General features: G+C 50.4%; 18 protein-coding genes. 15 read left to right on the forward strand and 3 right to left on the reverse strand.

Annotation, left to right across the window (positions count from 1 at the left end):
• Positions 1-46 precede the first annotated feature (46 nt).
• Both AC2YIT_RS28045 and lipB read right to left on the reverse strand, forming a co-directional pair.
• Entirely contained in the window at positions 47-460 is a 414-nt protein-coding gene (locus AC2YIT_RS28045) for a hypothetical protein (RefSeq protein WP_430850413.1), read from the reverse strand.
• Positions 460-1,182 (reverse strand): lipoyl(octanoyl) transferase LipB, encoded by a 723-nt coding sequence (gene lipB, locus AC2YIT_RS28050; protein ID WP_487281381.1) that lies wholly within the window; start codon positions 1,180-1,182, stop codon positions 460-462. Before lipB ends, AC2YIT_RS28045 begins: the two co-directional genes overlap by 1 nt.
• A gap of 182 nt (positions 1,183-1,364) precedes the next feature.
• On the opposite strand from lipB, the gene AC2YIT_RS28055 reads away from it, so the two are divergent.
• From AC2YIT_RS28055 to AC2YIT_RS28125, 15 genes are all read left to right on the forward strand, one after another.
• Complete coding sequence (locus tag AC2YIT_RS28055; RefSeq protein ID WP_430850409.1) at positions 1,365-1,595, forward strand: hypothetical protein; 231 nt, start codon at positions 1,365-1,367, stop codon at positions 1,593-1,595.
• On the forward strand, positions 1,561-1,893 hold the full coding sequence (locus AC2YIT_RS28060; protein WP_430850407.1) for a type II toxin-antitoxin system RelE/ParE family toxin: 333 nt from the start codon (positions 1,561-1,563) through the stop codon (positions 1,891-1,893). Before AC2YIT_RS28055 ends, AC2YIT_RS28060 begins: the two co-directional genes overlap by 35 nt.
• A 19-nt stretch (positions 1,894-1,912) precedes the next feature.
• Positions 1,913-2,272 (forward strand): YraN family protein, encoded by a 360-nt coding sequence (locus AC2YIT_RS28065; protein WP_430850405.1) that lies wholly within the window; start codon positions 1,913-1,915, stop codon positions 2,270-2,272.
• A gap of 79 nt (positions 2,273-2,351) precedes the next feature.
• A complete protein-coding gene (locus AC2YIT_RS28070) occupies positions 2,352-3,236 on the forward strand; it encodes a sugar phosphate isomerase/epimerase family protein (protein WP_487281382.1) in 885 nt (294 codons plus the stop codon).
• Between the two features lie 101 nt (positions 3,237-3,337).
• The gene (locus AC2YIT_RS28075; RefSeq protein WP_487281383.1) at positions 3,338-6,247 is read left to right on the forward strand and encodes a PVC-type heme-binding CxxCH protein; all 2,910 of its coding nucleotides are present in this window, start codon (positions 3,338-3,340) and stop codon (positions 6,245-6,247) included.
• Positions 6,248-6,557: 310 nt separating this feature from the next.
• Positions 6,558-7,133, forward strand: a complete 576-nt coding sequence (locus AC2YIT_RS28080; RefSeq protein ID WP_430850399.1) for an RNA polymerase sigma factor — start codon at positions 6,558-6,560, stop codon at positions 7,131-7,133.
• A 194-nt stretch (positions 7,134-7,327) separates the two neighbouring features.
• Complete coding sequence (locus AC2YIT_RS28085; protein ID WP_487281384.1) at positions 7,328-8,440, forward strand: FecR family protein; 1,113 nt, start codon at positions 7,328-7,330, stop codon at positions 8,438-8,440.
• A gap of 225 nt (positions 8,441-8,665) precedes the next feature.
• Positions 8,666-12,049 carry a TonB-dependent receptor gene (locus AC2YIT_RS28090; RefSeq protein WP_487281385.1) on the forward strand — a complete coding sequence of 1,128 codons (3,384 nt, stop codon included), beginning with the start codon at positions 8,666-8,668 and terminating at the stop codon, positions 12,047-12,049.
• A 26-nt stretch (positions 12,050-12,075) separates the two neighbouring features.
• On the forward strand, positions 12,076-13,644 hold the full coding sequence (locus AC2YIT_RS28095) for a RagB/SusD family nutrient uptake outer membrane protein (protein WP_487281386.1): 1,569 nt from the start codon (positions 12,076-12,078) through the stop codon (positions 13,642-13,644).
• A 278-nt stretch (positions 13,645-13,922) separates the two neighbouring features.
• Positions 13,923-16,676: a DUF1553 domain-containing protein gene (locus tag AC2YIT_RS28100; RefSeq protein ID WP_487281387.1), complete on the forward strand. Its 2,754-nt coding sequence runs from the start codon at positions 13,923-13,925 to the stop codon at positions 16,674-16,676.
• Between the two features lie 306 nt (positions 16,677-16,982).
• Positions 16,983-18,464: a DUF1501 domain-containing protein gene (locus AC2YIT_RS28105; protein WP_430850389.1), complete on the forward strand. Its 1,482-nt coding sequence runs from the start codon at positions 16,983-16,985 to the stop codon at positions 18,462-18,464.
• 35 nt (positions 18,465-18,499) lie between these two features.
• Positions 18,500-18,820 carry an L-rhamnose mutarotase gene (rhaM, locus tag AC2YIT_RS28110; protein WP_487281388.1) on the forward strand — a complete coding sequence of 107 codons (321 nt, stop codon included), beginning with the start codon at positions 18,500-18,502 and terminating at the stop codon, positions 18,818-18,820.
• Positions 18,821-18,867: 47 nt separating this feature from the next.
• On the forward strand, positions 18,868-20,376 hold the full coding sequence (locus AC2YIT_RS28115; RefSeq protein WP_487281389.1) for a c-type cytochrome domain-containing protein: 1,509 nt from the start codon (positions 18,868-18,870) through the stop codon (positions 20,374-20,376).
• 136 nt (positions 20,377-20,512) lie between these two features.
• A complete protein-coding gene (locus tag AC2YIT_RS28120) occupies positions 20,513-21,433 on the forward strand; it encodes a sugar phosphate isomerase/epimerase family protein (RefSeq protein ID WP_487281390.1) in 921 nt (306 codons plus the stop codon).
• A 70-nt stretch (positions 21,434-21,503) separates the two neighbouring features.
• Positions 21,504-21,950 carry a barstar family protein gene (locus AC2YIT_RS28125; RefSeq protein WP_430850381.1) on the forward strand — a complete coding sequence of 149 codons (447 nt, stop codon included), beginning with the start codon at positions 21,504-21,506 and terminating at the stop codon, positions 21,948-21,950.
• A gap of 224 nt (positions 21,951-22,174) precedes the next feature.
• Here AC2YIT_RS28125 and pnuC read toward each other — a convergent pair whose 3' ends face one another.
• Positions 22,175-22,789 carry a nicotinamide riboside transporter PnuC gene (gene pnuC, locus AC2YIT_RS28130; protein ID WP_430850379.1) on the reverse strand — a complete coding sequence of 205 codons (615 nt, stop codon included), beginning with the start codon at positions 22,787-22,789 and terminating at the stop codon, positions 22,175-22,177.
• Positions 22,790-22,908: the final 119 nt, after the last annotated feature.

Below are 22,908 nucleotides of genomic sequence, written 5' to 3' on the forward strand. Positions count from 1 at the left end.
CTGACCATCAATGAACATCAACCAATGCCGCCATACCGCGCACCGATCACTCGTGCAAAACCCCTTCTAGCCCAAGCGGATCGATCGTCATCATGTTTTCCTCGATGATGCTGTCCGGTACGAAGATAAACTTCTTATCAAATATCTGCTTGCCAATAAAATAGCTCACCCAAAATTCATTATTCAAATGAAAGACATCGGGCATGATGGGCTCGACTACCACGTGCCCGCCGGGCGCTATTTCAGGGAAAAAATGCCTTAATGTGGACGTCCGTTGATCGGTATTCGTCCCCGATTCACTGTTACTGTAACCCTTGGAAGTCACGAAGACGCTCGTTACCGGCTCATCGTTGCGGTTAATCACAATCACGTTCCATTCTTCGGCATTCAACTCGTTGGTACTCCGCACAATCGCGACTTGTATACCCTTCACAGGGTGAAAAATAATATCCTTCTTCATTATGCTATTTGCAACTCCATGCTGAACAAATGTGCCAGATGGTTTCTTAATTTTACTGAAACTTCTTCCAAATCTATCTCCCTTTCCAACTCCGCCGCCAGCGACGTAACGGCCTTATCATCGATCCCGCACGGCACGATATTCCCGAAATACGATAAATCCGTATTCACATTTAATGCAAAACCGTGCATCGTCACCCAGCGGCTGGCCTTCACACCTAATGCGCAGATCTTCCTTGGATTCTTTTGCTCCTCGAAATCAATCCAAACACCCGTTAATCCAGCAATGCGTCCCGCTTGAATACCGTATTCTGCTAATGTGAGAATAATAGCCTCTTCGAGCGTGCGCATGTACACATGTATGTCCGTAAAGAAATTATCGAGGTCGAGGATGGGATAACCCACGATTTGTCCCGGCCCGTGGTAGGTAATATCTCCGCCCCGGTTGATTTTGTAGTATTTGGCTTGTTTGGCAGCCAAATCATTTTCTGCCAGCAGCAAATGGTCAGCCTTACCACTTTTGCCCAACGTATATACATGTGGGTGTTGGCAGAAAAGCAGGAAATTCGGTGTCGGTTGCTGGTTTTCCGCATCGAGCGAGCGATTTTGGGTCTTAATCGCCAGCGTCTCGGCAAAAATCTTCTCCTGGTAGTCCCAGGCCTCCTGGTAGTCGATCAGGCCGAGATTCCGGAATGCTACTTTTTTATTGATCAGAGTATTCATTATCAATGCTCAAAAAATTTCTGGGACGAGGGCGTTACCAATTTATAGATGTGACGTCTAAATGTTCAGGCCGGCAGCATCCGGTTCATGAAACATATTGTACACACATGTCCCGGTTTCACAACGCTAATTTATTAGCTAAATGTTCGTTAAATTTGTTAGTGCAACTAAATTCTGTGGTTATGAAGGTTTTACTAGATATTAAAGACGAAAAAGCGCAGTTTGTTTTAGGCTTGCTCAGACGGCTTCCGTATGTCAAAGTAAAGCCTTTTACGCCATTTCAGTTTGAAGTGATAGACAGCACGAGAACTGCATTGGAGGAATTGCAACTGATCAAAGAAGGCAAACTCGAAGCCCGGGACGCAGAAGAGTTGCTAAATGAGATACTTTGTAAAAACGACGCCGGAGTTTGATTCCAGACTTAAAAAGCGTCTAAAGAAATACCCTTCATTGTCCGGTGAATTCAGGGATCTGGTATTGCTCCTCGCCCAGAATCCTGGAAATGGAATTTCATTAGGGCAGAGTTGTTACAAGAAAAGGCTTTCTATCGCCTCCAAAGGGAAGGGGAAGTCAGGAGGCGCGCGTGTGATCTATTACGTCCATGTTTCAAAGACCACCATTTATTTACTTACAATCTTCGATAAAAGCGAACGCGAATCTTTGTCTCCGATAGAGTTGAAAGAGCTCCTATCTACTCTTGATCTCAGTTAAACATCTAAACACACACATTATGGCACAACACAACGACCTCGGCCGCTGGGGCGAAGCTACCGCGGCATCTTTCCTGCTCGAAAAGGGCTTCAAAATCATCGCAAAAAACTATCGCAGCTGGCAATCCGAAATCGACCTGATCGTGTCAAAAGATGATATGCTGATTTTCGTCGAGGTAAAAACACGCACCGGTACGGCATTCGGGATGCCCGAAGAATTCGTGAATGCGACCAAGGCAAAGCTCGTTATGCGTGCCGCCGAACAGTACATTTTTGATACCGATTGGGAAAATGATGTCCGGTTTGACATTGTTTCGATCCTCAGATTACCCGATGGCTCGACCGACATCCGGCATATCGAAGACGCATTCAGCCGGTAACGTTACCCACAGCATAAGTAGAAACCAAATCACAAACATTTTTGAAGATATTCTTTAAGTATTTCAAAATCTGACTGTAATGATAGATGATTTGGTGCTTAACCGGCGGGAAATGCTCAAAAGCAGTGCGCTGCTGTTGGCGTCGGCGGCATTTGATGAGAACAATGCACTTCAAACAGACCGTTCGGCGGCACCGAAATTCCAGATCGGCGCTTGTGACTGGTCGGTAGGACGGCAGCTGAGCCCGGAAGCATTCGACCGGGCGAAGCAAATCGGTTTGCACGGCATTCAGGTGAGCTATAATACCGGTAAGGACGAAAATGGCCTCTCTGCACCGGCAACCTTGCAGGCGATCCGTGACGCGTCCGCACGCACGGGTGTGAAGGTGTCGAGCCTGGCTATTGGCGAGTTGAACCGGGTACCTTACAAATCGCAGCCGAAAACAGAAGAGTGGGTATGGAACAGCGTAGATGCAGCCAAAGCTTTGGGCGTGAAGGTGATTTTGCTTGCGTTCTTTTCGGAGGGCGACTTACGAAATGACGATGCCGGTAAAAAAGTAGTGATCGAACGCCTGAAAAAAGTAGCCCCCCACGCCGAAAAGCAGGGCATTACCCTGGGTATCGAATCGTGGTTGAGCGGACAGGAGCATTTGGATATTATCAATGCGGTAGGCTCGAAGGCGGTGAAAGTGTATTACGATTTCCGTAATTCGACCGACGCTGGCCATGATATTTTCAAGGAAATACCCATGCTCGGCAAGGACCTGATCTGTGAAATCCATATGAAAGAAAACGGCCAGCGTCTCGGCGAGGGTCCGCTCGACTGGCCTCGTGTTGCCAAAGCGGTAAAAGACATCGGTTACGAGGGTTGGATGCAGATCGAAGGTGCCACGCCGCAAGGCGCCGAAATTATCCCCTGTTACCAGCATAATCTCGATTACCTCAAAAGGTTATTTTTAAAATAGAATAGATGGAGGATGGAGAAAGGGATTCTTCTTCGAATTAGCTACCCTTTCTCCCTTTCCTCCTTTCTCCTCTTCTCCTTTTCCCCCTTTATTTCAACACTATGAACATTAGCAGCGCATTACCGCTAAATAGCAGCACTATTTTAGCAGGAAGCATTTTGCTCGCTTCCACTTTTAGCATTGTTCTGATTCCAAACGGGCAGGAACCACCGAAGCAGTCCGCTGCCCCTATGTCCGTTGGCGAAGATTCCTCGCGCCTGTATGTACCAGATGACCTCGAAGCCACATTATGGGCCGAAGCACCGATGTTCTACAATCCCACGAACATGGATATTGATGCCAGAGGCAGGGTATGGATCACGGAGGCGGTCAATTACAGGGATTTTAATACCAAACCCGCCGAGCGCCTCAGCCACAGGCAAAAAGGCGACCGGGTGATGATCCTGGAAGACAAGGACGGCGATGGTAAGGCGGAGTCTTCCAAAGTATATGTCGAAGATTCGTTGCTGACGGCGCCGCTCGGCATTGCGGTCATTGGAAATAAAACAATCGTCTCCTGCGCGCCTAACCTGCTCGTGTACACGGACACGAATGGCGACGATAAACCCGACAAGCGGGAGGTTTTCCTGACCGGTTTTGGCGGTTTCGATCATGACCATTCGTTGCATTCGCTGATCGTCGGGCCGGATGGGAAGTACTATTTCAATACAGGCAATGCAGGTCCGCATAACGTCACTGACAAAAGTGGCTGGACATTGCGAAGCGGCAGCCTCTACGTTGGAGGGACGCCCTACAACAAGAAAAATGAAGGCAATCAGAAGTCGGACGACGGCCGCATTTGGGTCGGTGGGCTTGCATTACGCATAAATCCGGATGGTACCGGCCTGAAAGTGCTCGGTCACAACTTCCGTAACAGCTACGAGGTCTGCCTGGACAGCTACGGCAATATGTGGCAGAACGATAACGACGACCAGGTAATCACCTGCCGGGTCTCTTTTTTACAAGAAAATGGAAATGCGGGCTACTTTTCGGCGGATGGCACTCGTTACTGGCAGGCCGATCGCCGTCCCGGTCAGGATATTTTCGCCACGCACTGGCACCAGGAAGATCCCGGCGTAATGCCGGCCGGAGACAATTCCGGCGCAGGTTCGCCCACAGGAATTGTGTTTTATGAAGGAGATGAATTGGGTAAAAATTACCGCGGCACATTGCTGAGCTGCGAGGCTGGGCGCAATGTGATATTTGCCTACCAGCCGAAGCCGCAGGGTGCAGGTTTTGAGTTGAAGCGCCAGGATTTAATCAGCTCTTTTCCGAAAGTTTCGGAGCGGTATGAATGGTATGAAACCGACCAGGATTACCGCAAATGGTTCCGGCCGTCGGACGTGGCTGTCGGACCCGACGGGGCCATTTACGTAGCCGATTGGTATGATCCCGTCGTAGGCGGTCATGCTATGAAGGACAAAAAGGGTTACGGACGCATTTATCGCATTACGCCAAAAGGCAGGAAGCTCGCAACGCCAAAATTGGATTTTACTACTACTGCTGGTTTAATTAATGCATTGAAAAACCCTGCTATTAATGTCCGTGCATTGGGTTTTGAAGGGCTAAGGGCAAAAGGCGAGGTGGCGGTACCGGAGGTTAAACAGTTACTGACGGTAGAAAATCCATACCATCAGGCACGGGCCATTTGGCTTTTGGCGCAATTAGGCGAGCAAGGCAATGCTGAGGTGGTGAAGTTGTTATCGTCGCCGAATGCAATGCACCGGCTGGCCGCTTTCCGTGCATTGAAATCGACGGGTAAGGCCAATGCTTATTTCGAACAAATGTCAAAAGACGCTGACCCGTCAGTGCGGCGGGAGGTCGGGATCGCATTGCGGGATGTACCTTACGAGGAGGCATTCAGCAGTATTATCAACCTTATTAAAAACTACGACGGTAAAGACCCATGGATGCTGGAAGCCATTGGAACGGCAGCGGATAAAAAGGAGGCGCCTGTGTATGCTTATGTGCGCGAGACATTTAAAGCGGATCCTCAGAATTGGAATCCCCAACGGGCAACGCTGGCATGGCGATTACATCCTGTATCGGCCGTGGAAGAATTGAAAGTACGGGCTGGTTCGGCCAAAGTTCCGGAGTCGGAGCGGCGTAAGGCGCTGACCGCCATTGGTTTTATCAAAGATAAAAAAGCGGCAGAGGCGATGATCGCACTGTCCAAATCCACTTTGCCCGATGTAGCTTCGCAGGCATCTTACTGGATCAACTTCCGGAAGAGCAACGATTGGGCCGATCTGATGAACTGGGAAGAAGCCACCGCGCAGGTGATGACGCCTGCATATAAGCGCATGCTCGACCTGAAAAAGACCGTCAGCGATAAAACGCAACCGATGCTGCAGCGCATTGAAACCGCCCGCCAAATGGCGTCGGACGTGAATGGCGGTAATATTCTCGTGGATATGCGTGTGCAGGGCCAGTTGCCCGACACGATTGCCAAATCGGTGAGCGAGATCATTTTCAAAAACCCCGACCAGAATGTGCGCGTAGTCGCAAGCCAGTTTTTTCCCAGAAACGGCAAAGTTTTGAAAACGGATTTCATATCCAGAATGAATGCGGATCCGGAGCACGGCGAAAAAATCTTCTCCACAACTTGTGCCGCCTGCCATAAACACGGCAAAACCGGTGCCGAAATCGGACCGGATTTGACCACCATCCACAAAAAATTCGATAAAGCGGGATTACTCGATGCCATTGTGAACCCCTCGGCGAGCATGGTTTTTGGTTATGAAAGCTACACCATCGTGACCAAAAAAGGCGATACCTATTTTGGCTTTCTCATGAGCGACGGCGCGAATGTGGTGTTAAAAGATGCGGCCGGCGAGCAGCACACGATCAAGGCGGATCAGATCAAAACACGGGAGAAAATGCTGTTGTCGTTGATGCCGGAACCTACCGCATTGGGTCTCAATGAGCAGGATTTGGCTGATTTGACGGGGTATTTGTTGAAATTTAAATAAAAACAAACGTACGGGATTCAAACAAATCCTGCGTGCGCTGCACCTAGGGCACATGAAATACCGCATGTGCAACAAGTCTTTCGGCGCTCTGTGCCTTCGATGCTGAGCGCATACCGAAGACCAAAGGTGCAGAGCACCGAAAGACTTGTAGTAGAATTCAAGCGAGTTATGCCAGAAATGATCAATCGAATTGCTCCGCGTTATCAACCGGTTCCCGTTTTATTACAAGTTTTAATTACTGGATAATAAGAGCAAATAATATAACTTTGCCAGAATCCTGTTTCCTGATCTTTAACAAAAACAAGCTGTAATGGTGGATAACGACAAGGCCGGCCACCTGCTCCTCGCATTGCAAAATGGGGATGCCGAAGCATTTACGGCGGTTTATAAAGCCTATTGGTACGACATGTTCCTGGTCGCATACCGCAAGCTCCGCAACAAGGAAGCGGCTGAAGAGATCGTGCAGGACATTTTTCTGCGGCTCTGGCGGGAACGGGATACCCTACGCATAGAAAACCTCAACTACTACCTTTTTTCCGCGGTTCGCTACGAGGTCATCGACTATATCCGCACGAAAGGTCGGACTTTTGAATACTTCGACGACTACGGCACTTTCGAAAGCATGCAGGATTTGAACACCGAAAACCAGCTTGCATTGGATGAGCTGCTGCGGGTAATCGACGAATGCTTGCACATTTTACCGGAAAAGACACGCGAAATTTTCCGTTTGCATAAGCTCGAATACTGGCCCATTTCACGCATTGCTACCCGTTACGGGTTATCCGAGAAGGCCGTTGAATACCATCTGACCAAATCCGTGCGGGTAGTGCGGACGCATTTAAAGGAAGTGATGATCCTGATGCTGGCCGTCTCCGGATTGATCTAGCACCCCGCGCATCGAAAGCACCCAGTTCCCTTCCGCCATCCTCCCTTCCCTCCATTCTCCCCTCATTATCTTTTTCCAAGGACTTTTCGAGCAAAGCGCGTTTTCAATTGTACAATTCAAATATTTTCTAAATTTATTTAGGGAATAGCGTCATTTTCCCGGCTTATCATTCCGAAGACCTGATTTAAACATCAATGAACAATAAGGAATGGCAAGCCCTGCTTCTGAAATACCGGAAAGGGAATTGCACGAAGGAAGAAAAGCTGAGAATTCACCGGTGGTATGAAAGCCTCAATGCCGATGGGATGGCGGTGCTCAGCGATGAGGAAAAGCGCGAAATGGAGGAGAGAATACTGGGTAAACTGGCTGCGGAGACTTCTGTTGCGGGGGCGCCCGGCGTGGGAGCGCCCGGCGTGGGAACGCCTGCCACGGGAACGCCCGCCGCGGATCACGAAGAGGGGGCTGTTGTGAAGCAATGGTGGCGCAGGGCTACGGTATACGTGGCCACAGCTGCAGCGGTGCTCCTGGTGGTCGGCTTCTGGGCATTTCTGGGTAAAGGCACCCGCAGGCCAGGTGTAATGCAGGAAAAGATGTTTGTGCAGGCGCCCCAAAGCCGCTTGATCACCGAAGAAAACACGACCGGCGTTCCGAAAAGATTGACTTTAAGCGACCGCAGCACAGTAACCCTCGAACCGGGAGCTAGAATCGTGTTCCCGGTGACTTTCACCGGCGACAAGCGCACGGTGCAGCTTACAGGCAATGCATTTTTTGAGATCACCCGCAATCCCGACCAGCCCTTCCTCGTGTACAGCGGCAAAATCATCACCCGCGTACTCGGAACCAGTTTCAGAATCAAAAACAATGCGAAGGATAAAGCGCTGGAAGTGGAAGTTGTGACCGGGAAAGTGTCGGTTTTTGAAAACCGCGAGGCATTCAGCGAAGAAAATTCCGTTGATAACCAGGACAATGGCGTAGTGCTCACGCCGAACCAGCGGGTAACCTATTTCGCCGAAAGCCGGCACCTCATGACCGGTCTCGTACCGGAGCCCGTGAAAACATCGCAGGTTGCCGAGGAGGCAAAAATGATTTTCAACGACGAAAAGCTGGAAAAGATAGCAGCCGCATTACAGGAAGCCTACGGAATAGAGATCGTTTTCGCGAACGACCGTATCGCGCATTGCAGCTTCACCGGCGACCTTACCGACATGCAGCTGTACGACAAACTGGCACTCGTTTGCAAATCCAATGGCGCCGATTACGAAGTGAAAGGAACACGCATTCTCATCAACGGCCGCGGCTGTGACTAAGTTTTTGCAAATCCTAAACCCTTAACTATGAAACTATAAAAGCTACCCCACCGACTTAAAACAAAGAAACCGATAGTGTACCACCACTACCGGCTTCGGAAATGCCTGCTTACGAGATCCTGGACAGACGGTAAGCGGGCGGATGTCCTGTTTTTCACAAATAGAACCTTCAAAAATATGCAAAAAACCCAACAGTTAAAATGGTGTGCATCACTATGCATGATCATGAAAATAACATTTGCTCAAATCCTTTTTGCAGTGGTTTTCACGACGCTTACCCACGCTGCGAGCGAGGGGCGAGCGCAGGAGATTATGGAGAGAATGGTGACGATCCATGCACAGAATGCGGAATTGAGAAATGTCCTGCGTGAGATCGAAGGGCAGGCCGACGTGAAGTTTGCGTACAGTCAGAAGAATATCCGTGCCGAGCGGACTATTGATGTACATATCAACCGGCAGAAGCTGTCGACCGCATTGAGCACGCTGCTCGACCCCCTGCACATAACCTATGAACTAACGGCAGGCCGTATTTTGCTGACGGCCGAGACCGGCGCGGTTCCTGAGCCATTGGAATCGCGTGAGCCGATGGAACCAGGAAAATCCGCAGATGTCGCGCTGGTCAAAGGAAAAGTGGTAGACGAAAACAATGCGGGCCTGCCGGGCGTTAGCGTGATCATTAAAGGGACCCAAAAAGGAACTACTACTGACCAGGAGGGCACTTTTGCGCTCGATGTGTCCGAGCAGAATGCGGTGCTGGTTTTCAGTTTTGTGGGCTACAAGCCGCAGGAGGTAACCGTGGGAGGTCAAACGGATTTGTCGGTAATCATGCAGCCGGATAATCAGGCACTGGAAGAAGTGGTAGTAGTGGGTTATGGCTCGGTGCGGAAAAGCGATCTGACGGGCTCTGTGGCGAGCATTAAAGGCGACGCAATCCGCGAAATGCCGGTGACGTCGGTGGACCAGGCGATCCAGTCGCGGGCGCCGGGCGTGCAGGTGACGCAAACGTCGGGCGCGCCGGGAGGCGGCATTTCCATCCGCGTGCGCGGCGCGAACTCCATTAACAGTGGAAGCGAGCCGCTTTACGTGATCGACGGCTTTCCTATTTACCCCGACAATGGTGCGTTGGGTACGAGCGGCAATCGGCAGCCTACCAATGCCATGGCGACTATTAACCCCAACGAAATCGAATCTATTGAAATACTGAAAGATGCCTCGGCGACCTCCATTTACGGTTCCCGCGGCGCGAATGGTGTGATTTTGATTACTACTAAACGCGGTAAGGAAGGCCAGAGCCGCGTGGATTATGACGGTTCCTATTCGTTTCAAACCATCGCACGCGAAGTGGAAGTGCTCAACGGTGCCGATTATGCACGTTACATTAACATGCTGGAACGCAGCCAGGGCGGAAACCCGCGGTACACCGACGCGCAAATCGGACAGATCGGGGCGGGTACCAATTGGTGGGATGTGATTTCGCGTACCGGCGGGTTGTCCAATCACCAACTTTCGTTCACCGGCGGCAACAAGGGAATGCGCTATGCATTTGTAGGTAATTATTTGAATAACAAGGGGATTATCAAGAATACGGATTTCAACCGCTATGGTTTCCGGATGAACCTTGATAACGACTTCCTCAAAGGCAAGGCTACGCTTTCCAACAGTTGGTCGTTCAACCGCTCGGGCAGCAGCAATGTGCCTACCGATCGCGGCGGACCGGGTGGTATCGTCATCACAGCTTTGGGCCTCGACCCTACCGGCCCGGTTTACGATCAGAACGGAGGATACCAGTACGCGAGCTACGACCAACGTTTCATGACCAATCCGTTGGCAGAGGCCGTGGAGGGTTATGATAAAGATTTTACCAACCGACTTTTCGGTACTTCGGCATTGAATGTGAATATTCTGGAAGGCCTGAAATTCCGCACGAGCCTTGGGCTGGACATCGTCAATGCGCGCCGTACGACTTTTTACAACAACTATACTTACATCGGCCGCCAGAATGGGCGCGAGTTGCAGAAAGCAAACCGAAATTCAAATAACATCCTGAATGAGAATATTTTAACTTATAATAAGGAAGTTGCCAAAGGACATTACCTCGACGTTACACTCGGCTATACCTATCAAAAGGAAATCAATTATTTTGAATCCAATGCTACCCGTGGGCTTCCGTCCGACGATATTGACGCGGTGAATATGCAAAACGGCAGCCGGCCGTTGGTGCCGAATTCAGGACGCCTGGAATGGGAGCTGATGTCGATGCTAGGGCGGATCAATTACAATTTGAAAGACCGCTACCTGCTTACTGTGACGCTGCGCCGCGATGGTTCGTCGAAATTCGGGCCTAACAACAAATGGGCCACTTTCCCTTCGGCGGCAATTGGCTGGCGTGTGGTAAATGAAGATTTTTTCAAAAATTCAGGATTAGGGAAGGTTTTTGATGATTTCAAGATCCGTGCGAGCTATGGCTTGACGGGTAATTCACAAATACCCGGTTACCGTTCGGTAGCTGGATTGGTGTCCTACAATTACGTTTTTGGAGGTGTACCTACGCTTGTTTCAGGCTACGGGCCTAACCGCATCCCGAACCCGGATTTGAAGTGGGAAGGCACTTCGATGCTCAATGTCGGCCTGGATTTCACATTGCTGAACAACCGTCTCAGCCTGACGATCGACGCATTTAAAAACAAAACCACCGACTTGTTGCTCGACGTTTCCATTCCGCAAAGTACCGGTTTTGGTACCATTATGCTGAATTCCGGCTCACTCAGCAACAAGGGTCTTGAATTTTCCGCGAGCTATAAGCTGATCAGTTCCAACGCATTGACGTGGGATGTGAGTGGTAATGTGTCTATCCTGCGCAACAAAATCCTTGACCTGGGCATGAGCACTCCATTCTTTTCCAACAGTACCAGCGGCCACCTTGGGGTGCTTGGCAGTTGGGTGCAGGGCGGCAACCCGATCGGCGTTTGGAGCGGGTACAACTATGTCGGTTTGTTCCAATCCGACGAAGAAGGTAAAAGCTATTCAGCTAAGGCGGGTTACCCCAAATATGAAGACGTGAATGGCGACGGTAAATACACTACTGACGATTTCAAGATCATCGGCGACCCGAACCCGAAACTGACCTGGGGCTTCAATACCAGCCTGAAATACAAAGGTTTCGATCTGGCGGTTTTCTTCCGCGGCGTGCATGGTAACAAGATTCGCAACCTGCAACAATCCGAAATGGGCGATGGTGTGCAGAAAATCAATCAGATCGCCAATATCCTGACCGATTCCTGGACACCTGAAAACCCGAATGCGCCCCGCCCGGTAATCGATGGCCGCCGTGATTTCATTTCTTTCCGCCGGTCGTCATTCTTCATTCAGGACGGCTCGTTCGTGCGGCTGCAAAACCTCTCGCTCGGGTATACGGTCCCCGTCAAGAGTGCCTATATCCGCAGTGCGCGCGTGTATGTGAGCGGGCAAAACCTCTTCCTGATCACCAAGTATAAAGGTTTCGATCCCGAAGTGAACAACCAGGGGCAGAATAACCTCAACCGGGGCGATGATTACGATGCTTACCCGCGGTCGCGCATGTTCACAGTGGGCGTTAATCTTGGTATTTAATATTTCAGATTGAAAATCAGTTTGTTATGAAAAAGTCATTTTTATATAAAATCAGATTGACGGGACTTTCGGCATTACTGTTTGCTGCGGCAGGCTGTTCGGACTTGAAGGAGAAGCCCGATTTCATCAATCCCGGTACTTTTTATAAGACGGCAGCGGAGCTGGTGCTGGGCGTGAATGCGGTTTACGACGACCTCAATTCGCAATACTCAGGCTACTTCTACGATCGTTATGTATTTGAATGTCTGATAGGTTACCAGGTGGGATGGGAGAAAGGGCCGCTGCAATACAACCTGGGCAATGTCAACCCGGCCGACGAATACATCGAGGCCTACTGGGGCATCTGCTTCCGCTCGATTAACCGGGCAAATGCGATCATCGAAACTGCCGATGCTATGAAAGATCCGTCGAATGAGGCTTTGATCAAGCGCGTCAAAGGGGAAGCACTGTTTTTACGTGCATTCTACTATTACAGCTTGTTGAGCTATTTCGATAATGTGCCGTTGACGACGAAATCGACACAGAATATCTCGGAACTGCCATCCAATAGCGGAGGGAAAGCAGCGGTGATCGCGCAAATTTATGCTGATACCAAAGCGGCGGCCGAATTATTGCCTGCCAGCTACACCGGCGCGGATATTGGCCGCGCGACGAAATGGGCCGCGAAATCCATTTTAATGAAAACCCAGCTTTGGGATGAAAAATGGGCCGAAGCAAAGGCTACCGGCGAGGATATCATTAACAACAGTGGCCTCACGCTGTTCACCGATTTCTCCCACAATTTTGATCTTGCCCATGAGAATCAGGGCGAAAGGATCTTCGAAGCGCAAGTTTCGGCTACGGCCAACCCGAACGAATACAATGTACATTCGATGCATTTCAACCCGGAAGATTTCCCCAGCGAACTGGGCGGATCGGGTTGGAGCTGGATCAGCGCTACGCAGGAGTTCCGGGCAAGTTATGATCCAAAGGACAAACGCATTGAGGGAACGTTTATCGAGAGTTACCCGACGGGCCGTTTCGGTAAAATCAACGGCGCTTATCCGATCGTACATTGGAGCGAAAAGGCTGATTACAACCTGTCGCGCTTCGGGGGCGTGGTGAAATCGGATGCGAATCCCAACGATCCGGCACAGATGATCTTCGGAAAAGCGTGGGCAGCAAAGATCGTCGAGCTCGATAAAAGCAATGCGGCCACCGAGAAAAACACGATTTACATTCGTTTGGCCGATATCCTGCTGGGGCACTCGGAGGCGTGTAACGAGAGCGGTCAGGGCGACGCATTCGCTTCGATTAACAAGGTACGTGCCCGTGCCGGGTTGGCTCCATTGAAGGGTCTCAGTCAATCGGCCTTACGTGATGCCATCATTCACGAGCGGATGCAGGAATTTGTTTTCGAGCAGGTAATGTACCCTGAACTGCGCCGGAAAAGCAAATTGGGGGGGCCGGTAGATTATCTCGGCAAGGAAATCAGGCATTTTGCGGAGAAGTACAATCTCGACCGTGCGCCCAAGGAGCGCGATTACGTGCTGCCGCTGCCGCAAAAAGAACTGCAGGGTAATCCCAATGTAAAGCAGAATGCCATTTGGCAATAACGAATACCCGTCGCTGACCAGATTTAGTGGGTAATTTTATTTAAATTCAATCTTTTGGCCATGAAATCAGCAGGATAACTCAAATGTGCTGCTTGTTCATTAAGTCGTGTCGCGACGGGGTTTTTCGATTATATTGAATAGTTTTTTAAGGGATATCAATCGTTATATGACAATTTGTGTAAACATTTTAAAAGTTTGTATAAACAATTGTTTCCGGATTGATAAGCCTCTTGGTATTTTTGTAATTCTTGTGGGAATAATTATTTAAAATTAAACCAATGCATACCAGATTTTTGATCGGTTTAGTGGTGGTGGCGGTGCCGGTAATGTACTTTTCGTGGAATGGCTTGCCATGGGAAAAGAAGGTGGATTACAATGCCGATGTGAAGCCGATTCTTAACAAGCATTGCATGGGCTGCCATGGCGGCGTGAAAAAAGCGGGCGACGTAAGTTTTCTATTCGAGCACGAAATGCTGGAACCCGGGAAATCGGGCAAGATACCCGTTGTGCGTGGAGACGCGGATGCCAGCGAGATGATCCGACGCATTTTAACGGACGATCCCGACGAGAAAATGCCCAAAAACGGCACGCCGCTGAACGACAAGGAAATCGCTATCCTGAAACAATGGATTAATGAGGGCGCGAAATGGGAAACACATTGGGCTTATAAGAAGATAGAAAGGCCGGATGTACCATCTCTGAATACGTTTTCCAACCTGTTTGGTTTGCTTAGTAGCGGTGACAAAGCGTGGGCAAAGAATGAAATCGACCATTTTGTTGCCAAAAAGCTGAAAGAAGAAGGCTTGAAAGCCTCGCCAGAAGCTGATCGCGCCACACTACTCCGGCGCGTGAGCCTCGATCTTACCGGGCTCCCTCCGACAGAAAAAGACGTTCAGGACTTCTCGAATGACAAATCGCCCGATGCCTACGAAAAAGTGGTGGACAAACTGCTTAAATCACCTGCATACGGGGAGAAGTGGACGTCGATGTGGATGGACCTTGCACGCTATGCCGATACGAAGGGCTACGAAAGTGACGGCGGCCGCACGATGTGGCGTTACCGCGATTATGTGGTCAAGTCTTTCAATGAAGATAAGCCGTTCGACCGGTTCACGATCGAACAGCTAGCGGGGGACCTCTTGCCGGAAAAGAAAGACGGCTTTCCCATTGAGCAAAACGTGATAGCCACTGGTTTCCACCGGAATACGATGACGAACAACGAGGGCGGAACCGACGACGAAGAGTTTCGTACAGCTGCATTGATTGACCGGGTGAATACTACCTGGGAAGTTTGGCAAGGAACTACATTTGCCTGCATACAGTGTCACAGCCACCCTTACGATCCTATTCCGCACGACGAATATTACAAGTACGCAGCCTTCTTCAACAACTCGCGTGACGAGGATGTTTGGGACGAATGGCCGAAGCTTCGGTTTTACAAGGGGGACGATTCTCTTCGTTTCGAGCGGGTAAAAGAATGGGTGCGGAAATACGACCCGAAAGAATTGGAAGCGAAAACGCAGTTCATGAAGGTGGTGGAGCCGAAAATCAATGCGCACAACTTTGTGAAAGGCGACCAATCGACCGTGCTGGTGATTTCGTATTATGGCGTGAAAGACAAGGGCAATGCGCGCATTCCGCAGGTAAATCTAACCGGCGCAGACAACGTGCTGATGAATATCGGTACAAAGGCAGAAAACGCGGTGCTGACATTGCATTTGGATAAGCTCGACGGTCCTGTTCTTTCGACCATCAAAGTGCCAACCCGTGACACGGTAATCGTGGCCCCGATCATGAAGACCAGCGGAAAACACGACATTTACCTCTCATTAAGTAGCCCCAAGGCCCCCGAAGAGTGGGTGCGTATTAGCTGGGCAGCATTTCAAAAAGCATTGCCGGGGGCCGGTCAGCCGGGCTATGAGCAGATCGTCTCCGACTACGCCACCACATTGACGCGGCCGACAGAGAGTATGCCTGTACTGTGGGAAGGGAAAGGTGATTTTGCACGGAAAACCAATGTGTTTGTTCGGGGAAATTGGATGGTGAAAGGTCCTGAAGTGAAACCTGATGTCCCTAAACTCCTTGCTCCTTTCCCAAAAGATGCCTCCCGCGACCGGCTTGGTCTCGCCAAATGGATCGTGAGCCGCGACAATGCATTAACAGGGCGCGTCATCGTGAACCGTTTCTGGGAACAGCTCTTTGGAAGGGGAATTGTGGAAACCGTGGAGGATTTCGGTTCGCAAGGTGCAGAGCCTTCTCACCCCGAGCTGCTCGACTGGCTGGCAGTCTCGTTTATGGATGATTATAAATGGAGCGTCAAGAAATTACTTAAAACGATTGTCATGTCGGCCACGTACCGGCAGGATTCGCGCTCCGACGGACACCGGAAAGAAAAAGACCCTTACAACGTGTGGCTCTCGCGCGGCCCACGTGTACGCCTGAGTGCGGAGCAGGTGCGCGACCAGGCACTCGCATGCAGCGGGCTTATTTCCAATAAAATGTACGGTCCGAGTGTAATGCCGCCTCAACCCGACAAAATCTGGCAGTCGCCATACAGCGGCGAGAGCTGGGTAGTAAGTGAAGGAGAGGACAAATACCGCCGGGGAGTTTATACCTATTGGAAAAGAACGGCCCCGTATCCGTCGATGACGACCTTCGATGCGCCGAGCCGTGAATTCTGCCAATCGAGACGAATCATTACCAATACCCCATTGCAGGCATTGGTAACCTTGAACGACCCAGTGTATCTCGAAGCGGCTGAAAAACTGGCATCCAAGATGAAGACCCGCGGCAAGACGCCCGAGCAGCAGCTCAAAGAAGGTTACCGCTTGCTCACGTTGAAACCTATTGAGCAGAAGAGTTTAAATGTATTGATGAAAGTATATAAAGATGCGCTCAACGAGTACCGGCAGAGGCCCTCGGAGGTGGATAGTATTTTGGTGTATGGAAAAGAGAAGTCACCGGAGCTGGCCGCGTTGACCGTTTCAGCGAACGTATTGCTGAATCTGGATAACGTAGTAACGAAGGAGTAGAACTGCGTAGACGCTATCCGGTTACGGGTTTCGTTTCGAACTAAGGCCCGACTTCGGACTAGGCTTCGGCCCTTTTCCGTTGACTGAAGTCAACGGAAATAGATTGAGGGTCGGAGAGATTACCTCGGTGAATTGATAAGGAGAAAAGCAAGGCGACTCGCCAGGCGAGCGTGGAATAGAAAGAACCTATCTACTACCGTCGACTTTAGTCGACGGCTTAAAAAAGGCAAAGAAAGGGTCATCGGCCCGTAACCACATTTCCTAACCCAGGTTTTCAACCCTGGGGGCAAGGTAACCAAGTCTGCAATGGAAAAACTACTAAAAGAACTACAATACGCTGACGTGCAGCGTCAAACACGCCGCCACTTTTTGCAATCGGCTGGCTTTGGGCTGGGAGCATTAGGCCTTGGCTCGCTGCTGGGCTCCTGCGGCTCGTCGAAAGCCGGCGACGCCGCGGGTGCTTCGGAATCGCTTGCTGCGAGCGGTATCCCCCAATTTGCGCCGAAAGCCAAGCGGGTGATTTACATTCACATGGCCGGCGCACCGTCACAGCTTGAACTTTTTGACTACAAGCCCGAGCTCGTCAAATATCATGGAAAGGACTGCCCTGCCGAGTTTCTGGAAGGTAAGAAGTTTGCATTCATCCAGGGCGTGCCTAAAATGCTCGGGCCCCAGGGGAAATTTGCACAATATGGCCAATCCGGTGCCTGGTTATCGGATTACCTGCCCTATTTGCAGACCGTCGCTGACGAGATCACATTCCTGAAAGCGATGCACACCGACCAGTTCAACCACGCGCCTGCACAGCTACTCCTGCACACGGGCAGCCCGCGATTGGGGCGTCCTAGTTTAGGTGCATGGGCGGTGTATGGCCTGGGTTCCGAAAACCGCAATCTGCCAGGTTTTATCGTGCTGGCTTCCGGCGGTCGCCAGCCCGATGCGGGTAAAAGTGTGTACGGAAGTGGTTTTCTGCCATCGGTTTATCAGGGCGTGCAATGCCGTACCGGCGGCGACCCCGTTCTGTACGTGACCGATCCCAATGGAATGAACCGGAATATCCGTAAAAAGACGATCGATGCGATCAACGAAATTAACCGACAGACTTACGAGGAAGTCCAGGACCCCGAGATTTTGACGCGGATCAGCCAGTATGAAATGGCTTTCCGGATGCAGATGTCGGTGCCCGAAGTGATGGATGTGGCCAAGGAGCCGCAATTTATTCTGGATATGTATGGAGTAAAAGCCGGAGAAGGAAGCTTTGGTATGAACTGTCTGCTTGCCCGCAAACTCATCGAAAACGATGTGCGGTTTGTGCAGCTTTTCGACTGGGGTTGGGACGGCCATGGAACCAACGCGACCGATAATGTGGAGGGAGGGTTGCGTGCGAAATGCCAGATTTCCGATAAGCCCATTGCCGCATTGATCAAAGACTTGAAAATGCGAGGGTTACTGGAAGAAACGCTAGTAGTCTTCGGAGCGGAATTCGGCCGGACGCCCATGCAGGAAAACCGTAATGGCGTGGTAATGCCTTATATGGGCCGCGACCATCACCTGGAAGCATACACCATGTGGATGGCGGGTGGCGGCGTGAAGCAAGGTTACAGCCATGGCGAGACCGATGAATTGGGCTATTATGGCGTGAAAGACCGGGTACACGTCCACGATTTGCAGGCGACTATCCTGCATTTGATGGGCTTCGACCACGAGAAATTCACTTACCCATTCCAGGGAAGGAATTTCAGACTGACAGATACCGAAGGCAAAGTTGTAAAACAAGTGATCGCATAAGTAACAGCATTTTTTAGCAGTATTTAATCCAAACCATGGCGCAGGAAACAGTTAAGGCATTCAGAATGCAGCTCAAACCCGGATTTGAAGCGGAATACAAAAAGAGACATGACGAAATATGGCCGGAACTGAGCCAGCTTTTGAAAGAGGCCGGCATTATGGAATATTACATTTTCCTCGACGAAGCCACGCTTGCGCTTTTCGCATTTCAAAAATTGAATGCTAACGATACAACCGCCAGCCTTCCCGCGCTGCCTATCATGAAGAAGTGGTGGGACCATATGGCCGACATCATGGAAGTAAACTCTGACAATTCTCCCGTGGCGATCCCATGCCCGGAAGTTTTCAGGTTGTAATGCATTGATTTTTGAATAATCCTAACCCTTTAATATTGATTGCCGGTATGCTCATTCCTCTTCTTCAGGCGTCGCCCTGGGTACTTTTTATCGGGCGTTTTCACCCTGTGTTGGTGCATTTACCCATTGGTTTTTTGTTGATCGCAGCGCTTATCGAGATTGGGCGCAGGACCGGAAGAATTTCGGTAAGTGAATCGACCGTGGTTTTCGTGCTGTTCTGGTCGGCGGTGAGCGCTACTTTTGCTTGTATTGCGGGCTATCTGTTGTCGCTGGGCGGAGGTTATGACGAGGACTTGCTGGGCGCGCACATGTGGAAAGGCATTGGCGTGGCGGTATTTGCATGGGTGGCCTGGCTCGTGAAATCGGACCGGTTTGCAGGAAAAATTTCCGTTGGAAAAGCCGTTTATCTCCCTGCATTCGCGGTGGCGGTGTTACTTACCATGACCGCAGGTCACGATGGCGGCTCGCTCACACACGGCGATGGCTACCTCACCCAGTACACACCCGAGCCCTTTCGCAGCCTCGCGGGGATGGACCCTATCGAAGAAAAAGCGAAGGAAATCAAGCCCATAACCGATGTGCAGCAGGCGGTTGTGTATAAAGATATTGTCCAGCCGATCCTCGAAGCGCGCTGTACCCAATGCCACAATGCGAGCAAGAAAAAGGGCGATTTGCGTATGGACGAGCTTGCATTGCTCATGAAAGGCGGGGAAAACGGCCCCGCATTAGTGGCGGGAAAAGGTGCTGAAAGCGATATGATCAAACGTTGTTTGCTGGACGAAAGCGATGACAACCATATGCCTCCGAAGGGTAAACCGCAATTGAGTACCGAGCAGATTGCGTTGCTATCCTGGTGGATCGACCAGGGAGCACCTGCGGACAAAAAAGTGTCAGAGCTGACCGTACCCGATCAGGTGAAACCAGCCCTGGCATCGCTCGGCGGCGGTTCGGCGACCGGCGGGTCTGGTGGTGCAAAGCAGAAAGAATCGGCTATCGCTACATTGAAAGTTTCACCGGCAAAAGAAAGTGATATCCAGGCTTTGCGGAAGGCAGGGCTTATTGTTAATACGTTATCGCAAGATCAGAATTTGCTGGAAGTGAGCGCGGTGAATGCCCCGCAATTCAGTGATAAGGATATTGCATTGCTTTTGCCCGTAGCGGAGCAGGTAACCTGGCTGAAACTGGGCGGTACCCAGATCACCGACAGTGGGTTGAAGGAAATTGCCAAATTGAAAAACCTTACCAAGCTGCATTTGGAGCACTCCGGCGTTACCGACCAGGGCATTGCGCAGATCAAAAGTTTGCCGCACCTTGAATACCTGAATGTAATCGATACCAAAATGGGGGATGCCGGATTGAAAAATATCGCCTCTATGAAAGGCCTGCGTTCCATTTACGTCTGGCAATCAGGGGTTACCGATAGTGCGGTAGCGCAAGCGGCGAAGCAATCCCCGGGTTTGCAGATCGTCAACGGTTTCAGCGAAGCGGAGGTCGCACAGTTCCTCAAAGCAGGCGATAGTACAGCTACCAAGCCGGTTGCGGCGACGAAAAAATAGTCAGGAATTGTCAAGTGTAGTCAGGAATTGTCAAGGATGGTGAGGAAGGCATTAAATGACAGGAACAATATCTGACCCAATGACAACACATGACAACACATGACCAACATCGCCCATTCACTCATTCAAAATTAAAATGAACCGCCGGAATTTCATTAACACCGCCACAGCAGTAGGAGCATTAGCGACCTTCGAATCCATCGCCGACGCGAACAAAGCTGCCGTGCAGTTTGAAAATAAACTGTCATTGAAAGTACTCGGTACCAATTGGGGCTTTCAGGGTACTATCGACCAGTTTTGTGCAGCCGTCAAAAAAGAAGGTTACGACGGCATCGAAATGTGGTGGCAGGGCTCGAAAGACAAGCAGAAAGAGCTTTTTGACGCATTAGAAAAGCATAATCTCGAAGTAGGTTTTCTCTGCGGATCCGGCGAGCGGGATTACAAAACGCATTTGAATGCATTCAAATCGCAGATCGATGCCGCTACGACGCAATGGCCCGTGAAGCCGCTTTACATCAACTGTCACAGCGGTCGTGACCATTTTACCTACGAACAAAATAAGGCATTCATCGACCATACCACCGAGGCGTCGACCAAAAGCGGCATTCCCATCTACCACGAGACCCACCGCGGACGTATGCTTTTCGCGGCGCACGTGGCCCGGAATTTCATTGAGAAAAACCCTGCATTGCGGCTTACGCTCGATATTTCGCATTGGTGTAATGTGCACGAAAGTCTTTTGCAGGACCAGGAAGAAACCGTTCAGCTTGCACTTGCACGCGTGGGGCATATACACTCGCGTGTAGGGCATGAGGAAGGGCCGCAGGTGAACGACCCGCGTGCACCTGAATGGGAGGCGGCCGTGAAGGCGCATTTGGCGTGGTGGGACAAAGTGGTAGAATACAAGGTCAAAAGCGGTGAAACGCTGACCGTCCTGACGGAATTCGGGCCGCCGAATTATCAACCAACCGTGCCGTTTACACATCAGCCGCTATCAGATCAGTGGGGAATCAACGTACATATGATGCATTTGTTAAGAAAGCGGTATTTGAAATAAAACACTATTGAAAGGTTGGACTTGCACGTCCATTTTTCTCTAACTTGCAGTGTTTTAAATCAACGACTCTATGAAAAACACACACTTCCTGCTGGCCCGGGAAGAATCCGATGTCCGTAAAACGTTCCTGGGTGCATTTGTAGCCCATATTGACGGAAGTAAGGCAACGTCCGTCAAAGATTTCCACGAAGCGATCGCCGCCGCGATGCATTTCCCCGACTATTCCGGCAAAAACCTCGACGCGCTCGACGAAATGCTCAACGACCTCGAATGGATCGATGAAAAGAAGGTTATTATTTACATAGGGAGCTCAGGCGAGTGGCTTTCGAAGGAAAAATCCGAAGATAAGCTCCTGACGATCATCGATATCTTCGACGCTACGGCCGAAGACTGGAAATGGCTCGACGAAGAAGAGGAAGGCGTAGCGAAAAAGGAACTGCAAATCGTTTTCCAGGACTCGCCACGCATCCGCACATTGCTCGAAGACCAAGAAATCCCGTTCGATACGCTCGACTGATACGTCGCTTATAATTGGGACGTCGGTTGTTGTCATGTGTTGCGGTACGCCGCGCGGTCAAGAATAGTCAGAAATGGTCAGGTATTGTCATTTGTTGCCAAGTATATCCTGAGTGGAGGAGATTTAAACAATATCAATCCCTGACTACCAATGATCATTCATGACCACACTTAACAACTCATGACAATAAAAGACCATACCTGACTACCAATGACAATTCCTGGTTACATCTGACCATCCCTGACAACATCCCTGCGCCACTGTACGAACCCGATGACCGCAAGTATGAGAAAGACGCCGTAGAGAATCGCGGTGAGGTGTAGGTCTTTGTAGAAATACACGACCACGTAAGCCGCGTCGGCGACGATCCAGATGATCCAGTTTTCGAGGTATTTGCGTGCCATCATCCATTGGCCGATCAAGCTGGCGATCGTTAATGCAGAGTCGGCGTAGGTGAGGCTGGCGTTGGTGAATTTGCCGAGCAGGAATCCCCAGGAAAGCGTTACCGCGATAAAAATCAGTCCAAAAACCGGGTATAGCTTCACAGGTGTGTGGCTGACACGCACGCCGTCGTGATTTTGCCCGCCGAATTTCCACATCCACCAGCCGTAAATGCTCGTCAGGAAATAATATCCTTGCAAGCCCATATCGGCATACAATCTAACCTGCCAGAAAACCACCCCATACAGTACTGCATTGACAATTCCGAAAAACCAGCCGAGCACATTCTGACGGGTGTTGAGGTAAACGCAGATCGCGCCGGTGATGAAACCCAGGATTTCGAGTATTGTGGTAGGCAGGCCTGCCAGGGAAACGGGTTGGTTGAGCCAGTCGGTCATGAGGGAATGATGGTGTGAAAGGTAAAAATAAAATGATATTCCGGATTTTCGTGCTGGGGCATTTCGGGCTATTTTTGCAATTGGAACAGCGTAGCAACAAAATTGGTACGACTGTTGTT

It is taken from the genome of Dyadobacter sp. SRI_021 (genome assembly GCF_057586235.1).

What these genes read in the sequence shown, in the direction of transcription:
- pnuC (WP_430850379.1), bottom strand. Translation starts at nt 22,789, where the DNA reads ATGACCGACTGGCTCAACCAACCCGTTTCCCTGGCAGGCCTGCCTACC.
- AC2YIT_RS28085 (WP_487281384.1), top strand. Translation starts at nt 7,328, where the DNA reads ATGAACAATAAGGAATGGCAAGCCCTGCTTCTGAAATACCGGAAAGGG.
- AC2YIT_RS28100 (WP_487281387.1), top strand. Translation starts at nt 13,923, where the DNA reads ATGCATACCAGATTTTTGATCGGTTTAGTGGTGGTGGCGGTGCCGGTA.
- AC2YIT_RS28120 (WP_487281390.1), top strand. Translation starts at nt 20,513, where the DNA reads ATGAACCGCCGGAATTTCATTAACACCGCCACAGCAGTAGGAGCATTA.
- AC2YIT_RS28105 (WP_430850389.1), top strand. Translation starts at nt 16,983, where the DNA reads ATGGAAAAACTACTAAAAGAACTACAATACGCTGACGTGCAGCGTCAA.
- AC2YIT_RS28115 (WP_487281389.1), top strand. Translation starts at nt 18,868, where the DNA reads ATGCTCATTCCTCTTCTTCAGGCGTCGCCCTGGGTACTTTTTATCGGG.
- lipB (WP_487281381.1), bottom strand. Translation starts at nt 1,182, where the DNA reads ATGAATACTCTGATCAATAAAAAAGTAGCATTCCGGAATCTCGGCCTG.
- AC2YIT_RS28065 (WP_430850405.1), top strand. Translation starts at nt 1,913, where the DNA reads ATGGCACAACACAACGACCTCGGCCGCTGGGGCGAAGCTACCGCGGCA.
- AC2YIT_RS28045 (WP_430850413.1), bottom strand. Translation starts at nt 460, where the DNA reads ATGAAGAAGGATATTATTTTTCACCCTGTGAAGGGTATACAAGTCGCG.
- AC2YIT_RS28125 (WP_430850381.1), top strand. Translation starts at nt 21,504, where the DNA reads ATGAAAAACACACACTTCCTGCTGGCCCGGGAAGAATCCGATGTCCGT.
- rhaM (WP_487281388.1), top strand. Translation starts at nt 18,500, where the DNA reads ATGGCGCAGGAAACAGTTAAGGCATTCAGAATGCAGCTCAAACCCGGA.
- AC2YIT_RS28055 (WP_430850409.1), top strand. Translation starts at nt 1,365, where the DNA reads ATGAAGGTTTTACTAGATATTAAAGACGAAAAAGCGCAGTTTGTTTTA.
- AC2YIT_RS28095 (WP_487281386.1), top strand. Translation starts at nt 12,076, where the DNA reads ATGAAAAAGTCATTTTTATATAAAATCAGATTGACGGGACTTTCGGCA.
- AC2YIT_RS28080 (WP_430850399.1), top strand. Translation starts at nt 6,558, where the DNA reads ATGGTGGATAACGACAAGGCCGGCCACCTGCTCCTCGCATTGCAAAAT.
- AC2YIT_RS28075 (WP_487281383.1), top strand. Translation starts at nt 3,338, where the DNA reads ATGAACATTAGCAGCGCATTACCGCTAAATAGCAGCACTATTTTAGCA.
- AC2YIT_RS28070 (WP_487281382.1), top strand. Translation starts at nt 2,352, where the DNA reads ATGATAGATGATTTGGTGCTTAACCGGCGGGAAATGCTCAAAAGCAGT.
- AC2YIT_RS28060 (WP_430850407.1), top strand. Translation starts at nt 1,561, where the DNA reads ATGAGATACTTTGTAAAAACGACGCCGGAGTTTGATTCCAGACTTAAA.
- AC2YIT_RS28090 (WP_487281385.1), top strand. Translation starts at nt 8,666, where the DNA reads ATGAAAATAACATTTGCTCAAATCCTTTTTGCAGTGGTTTTCACGACG.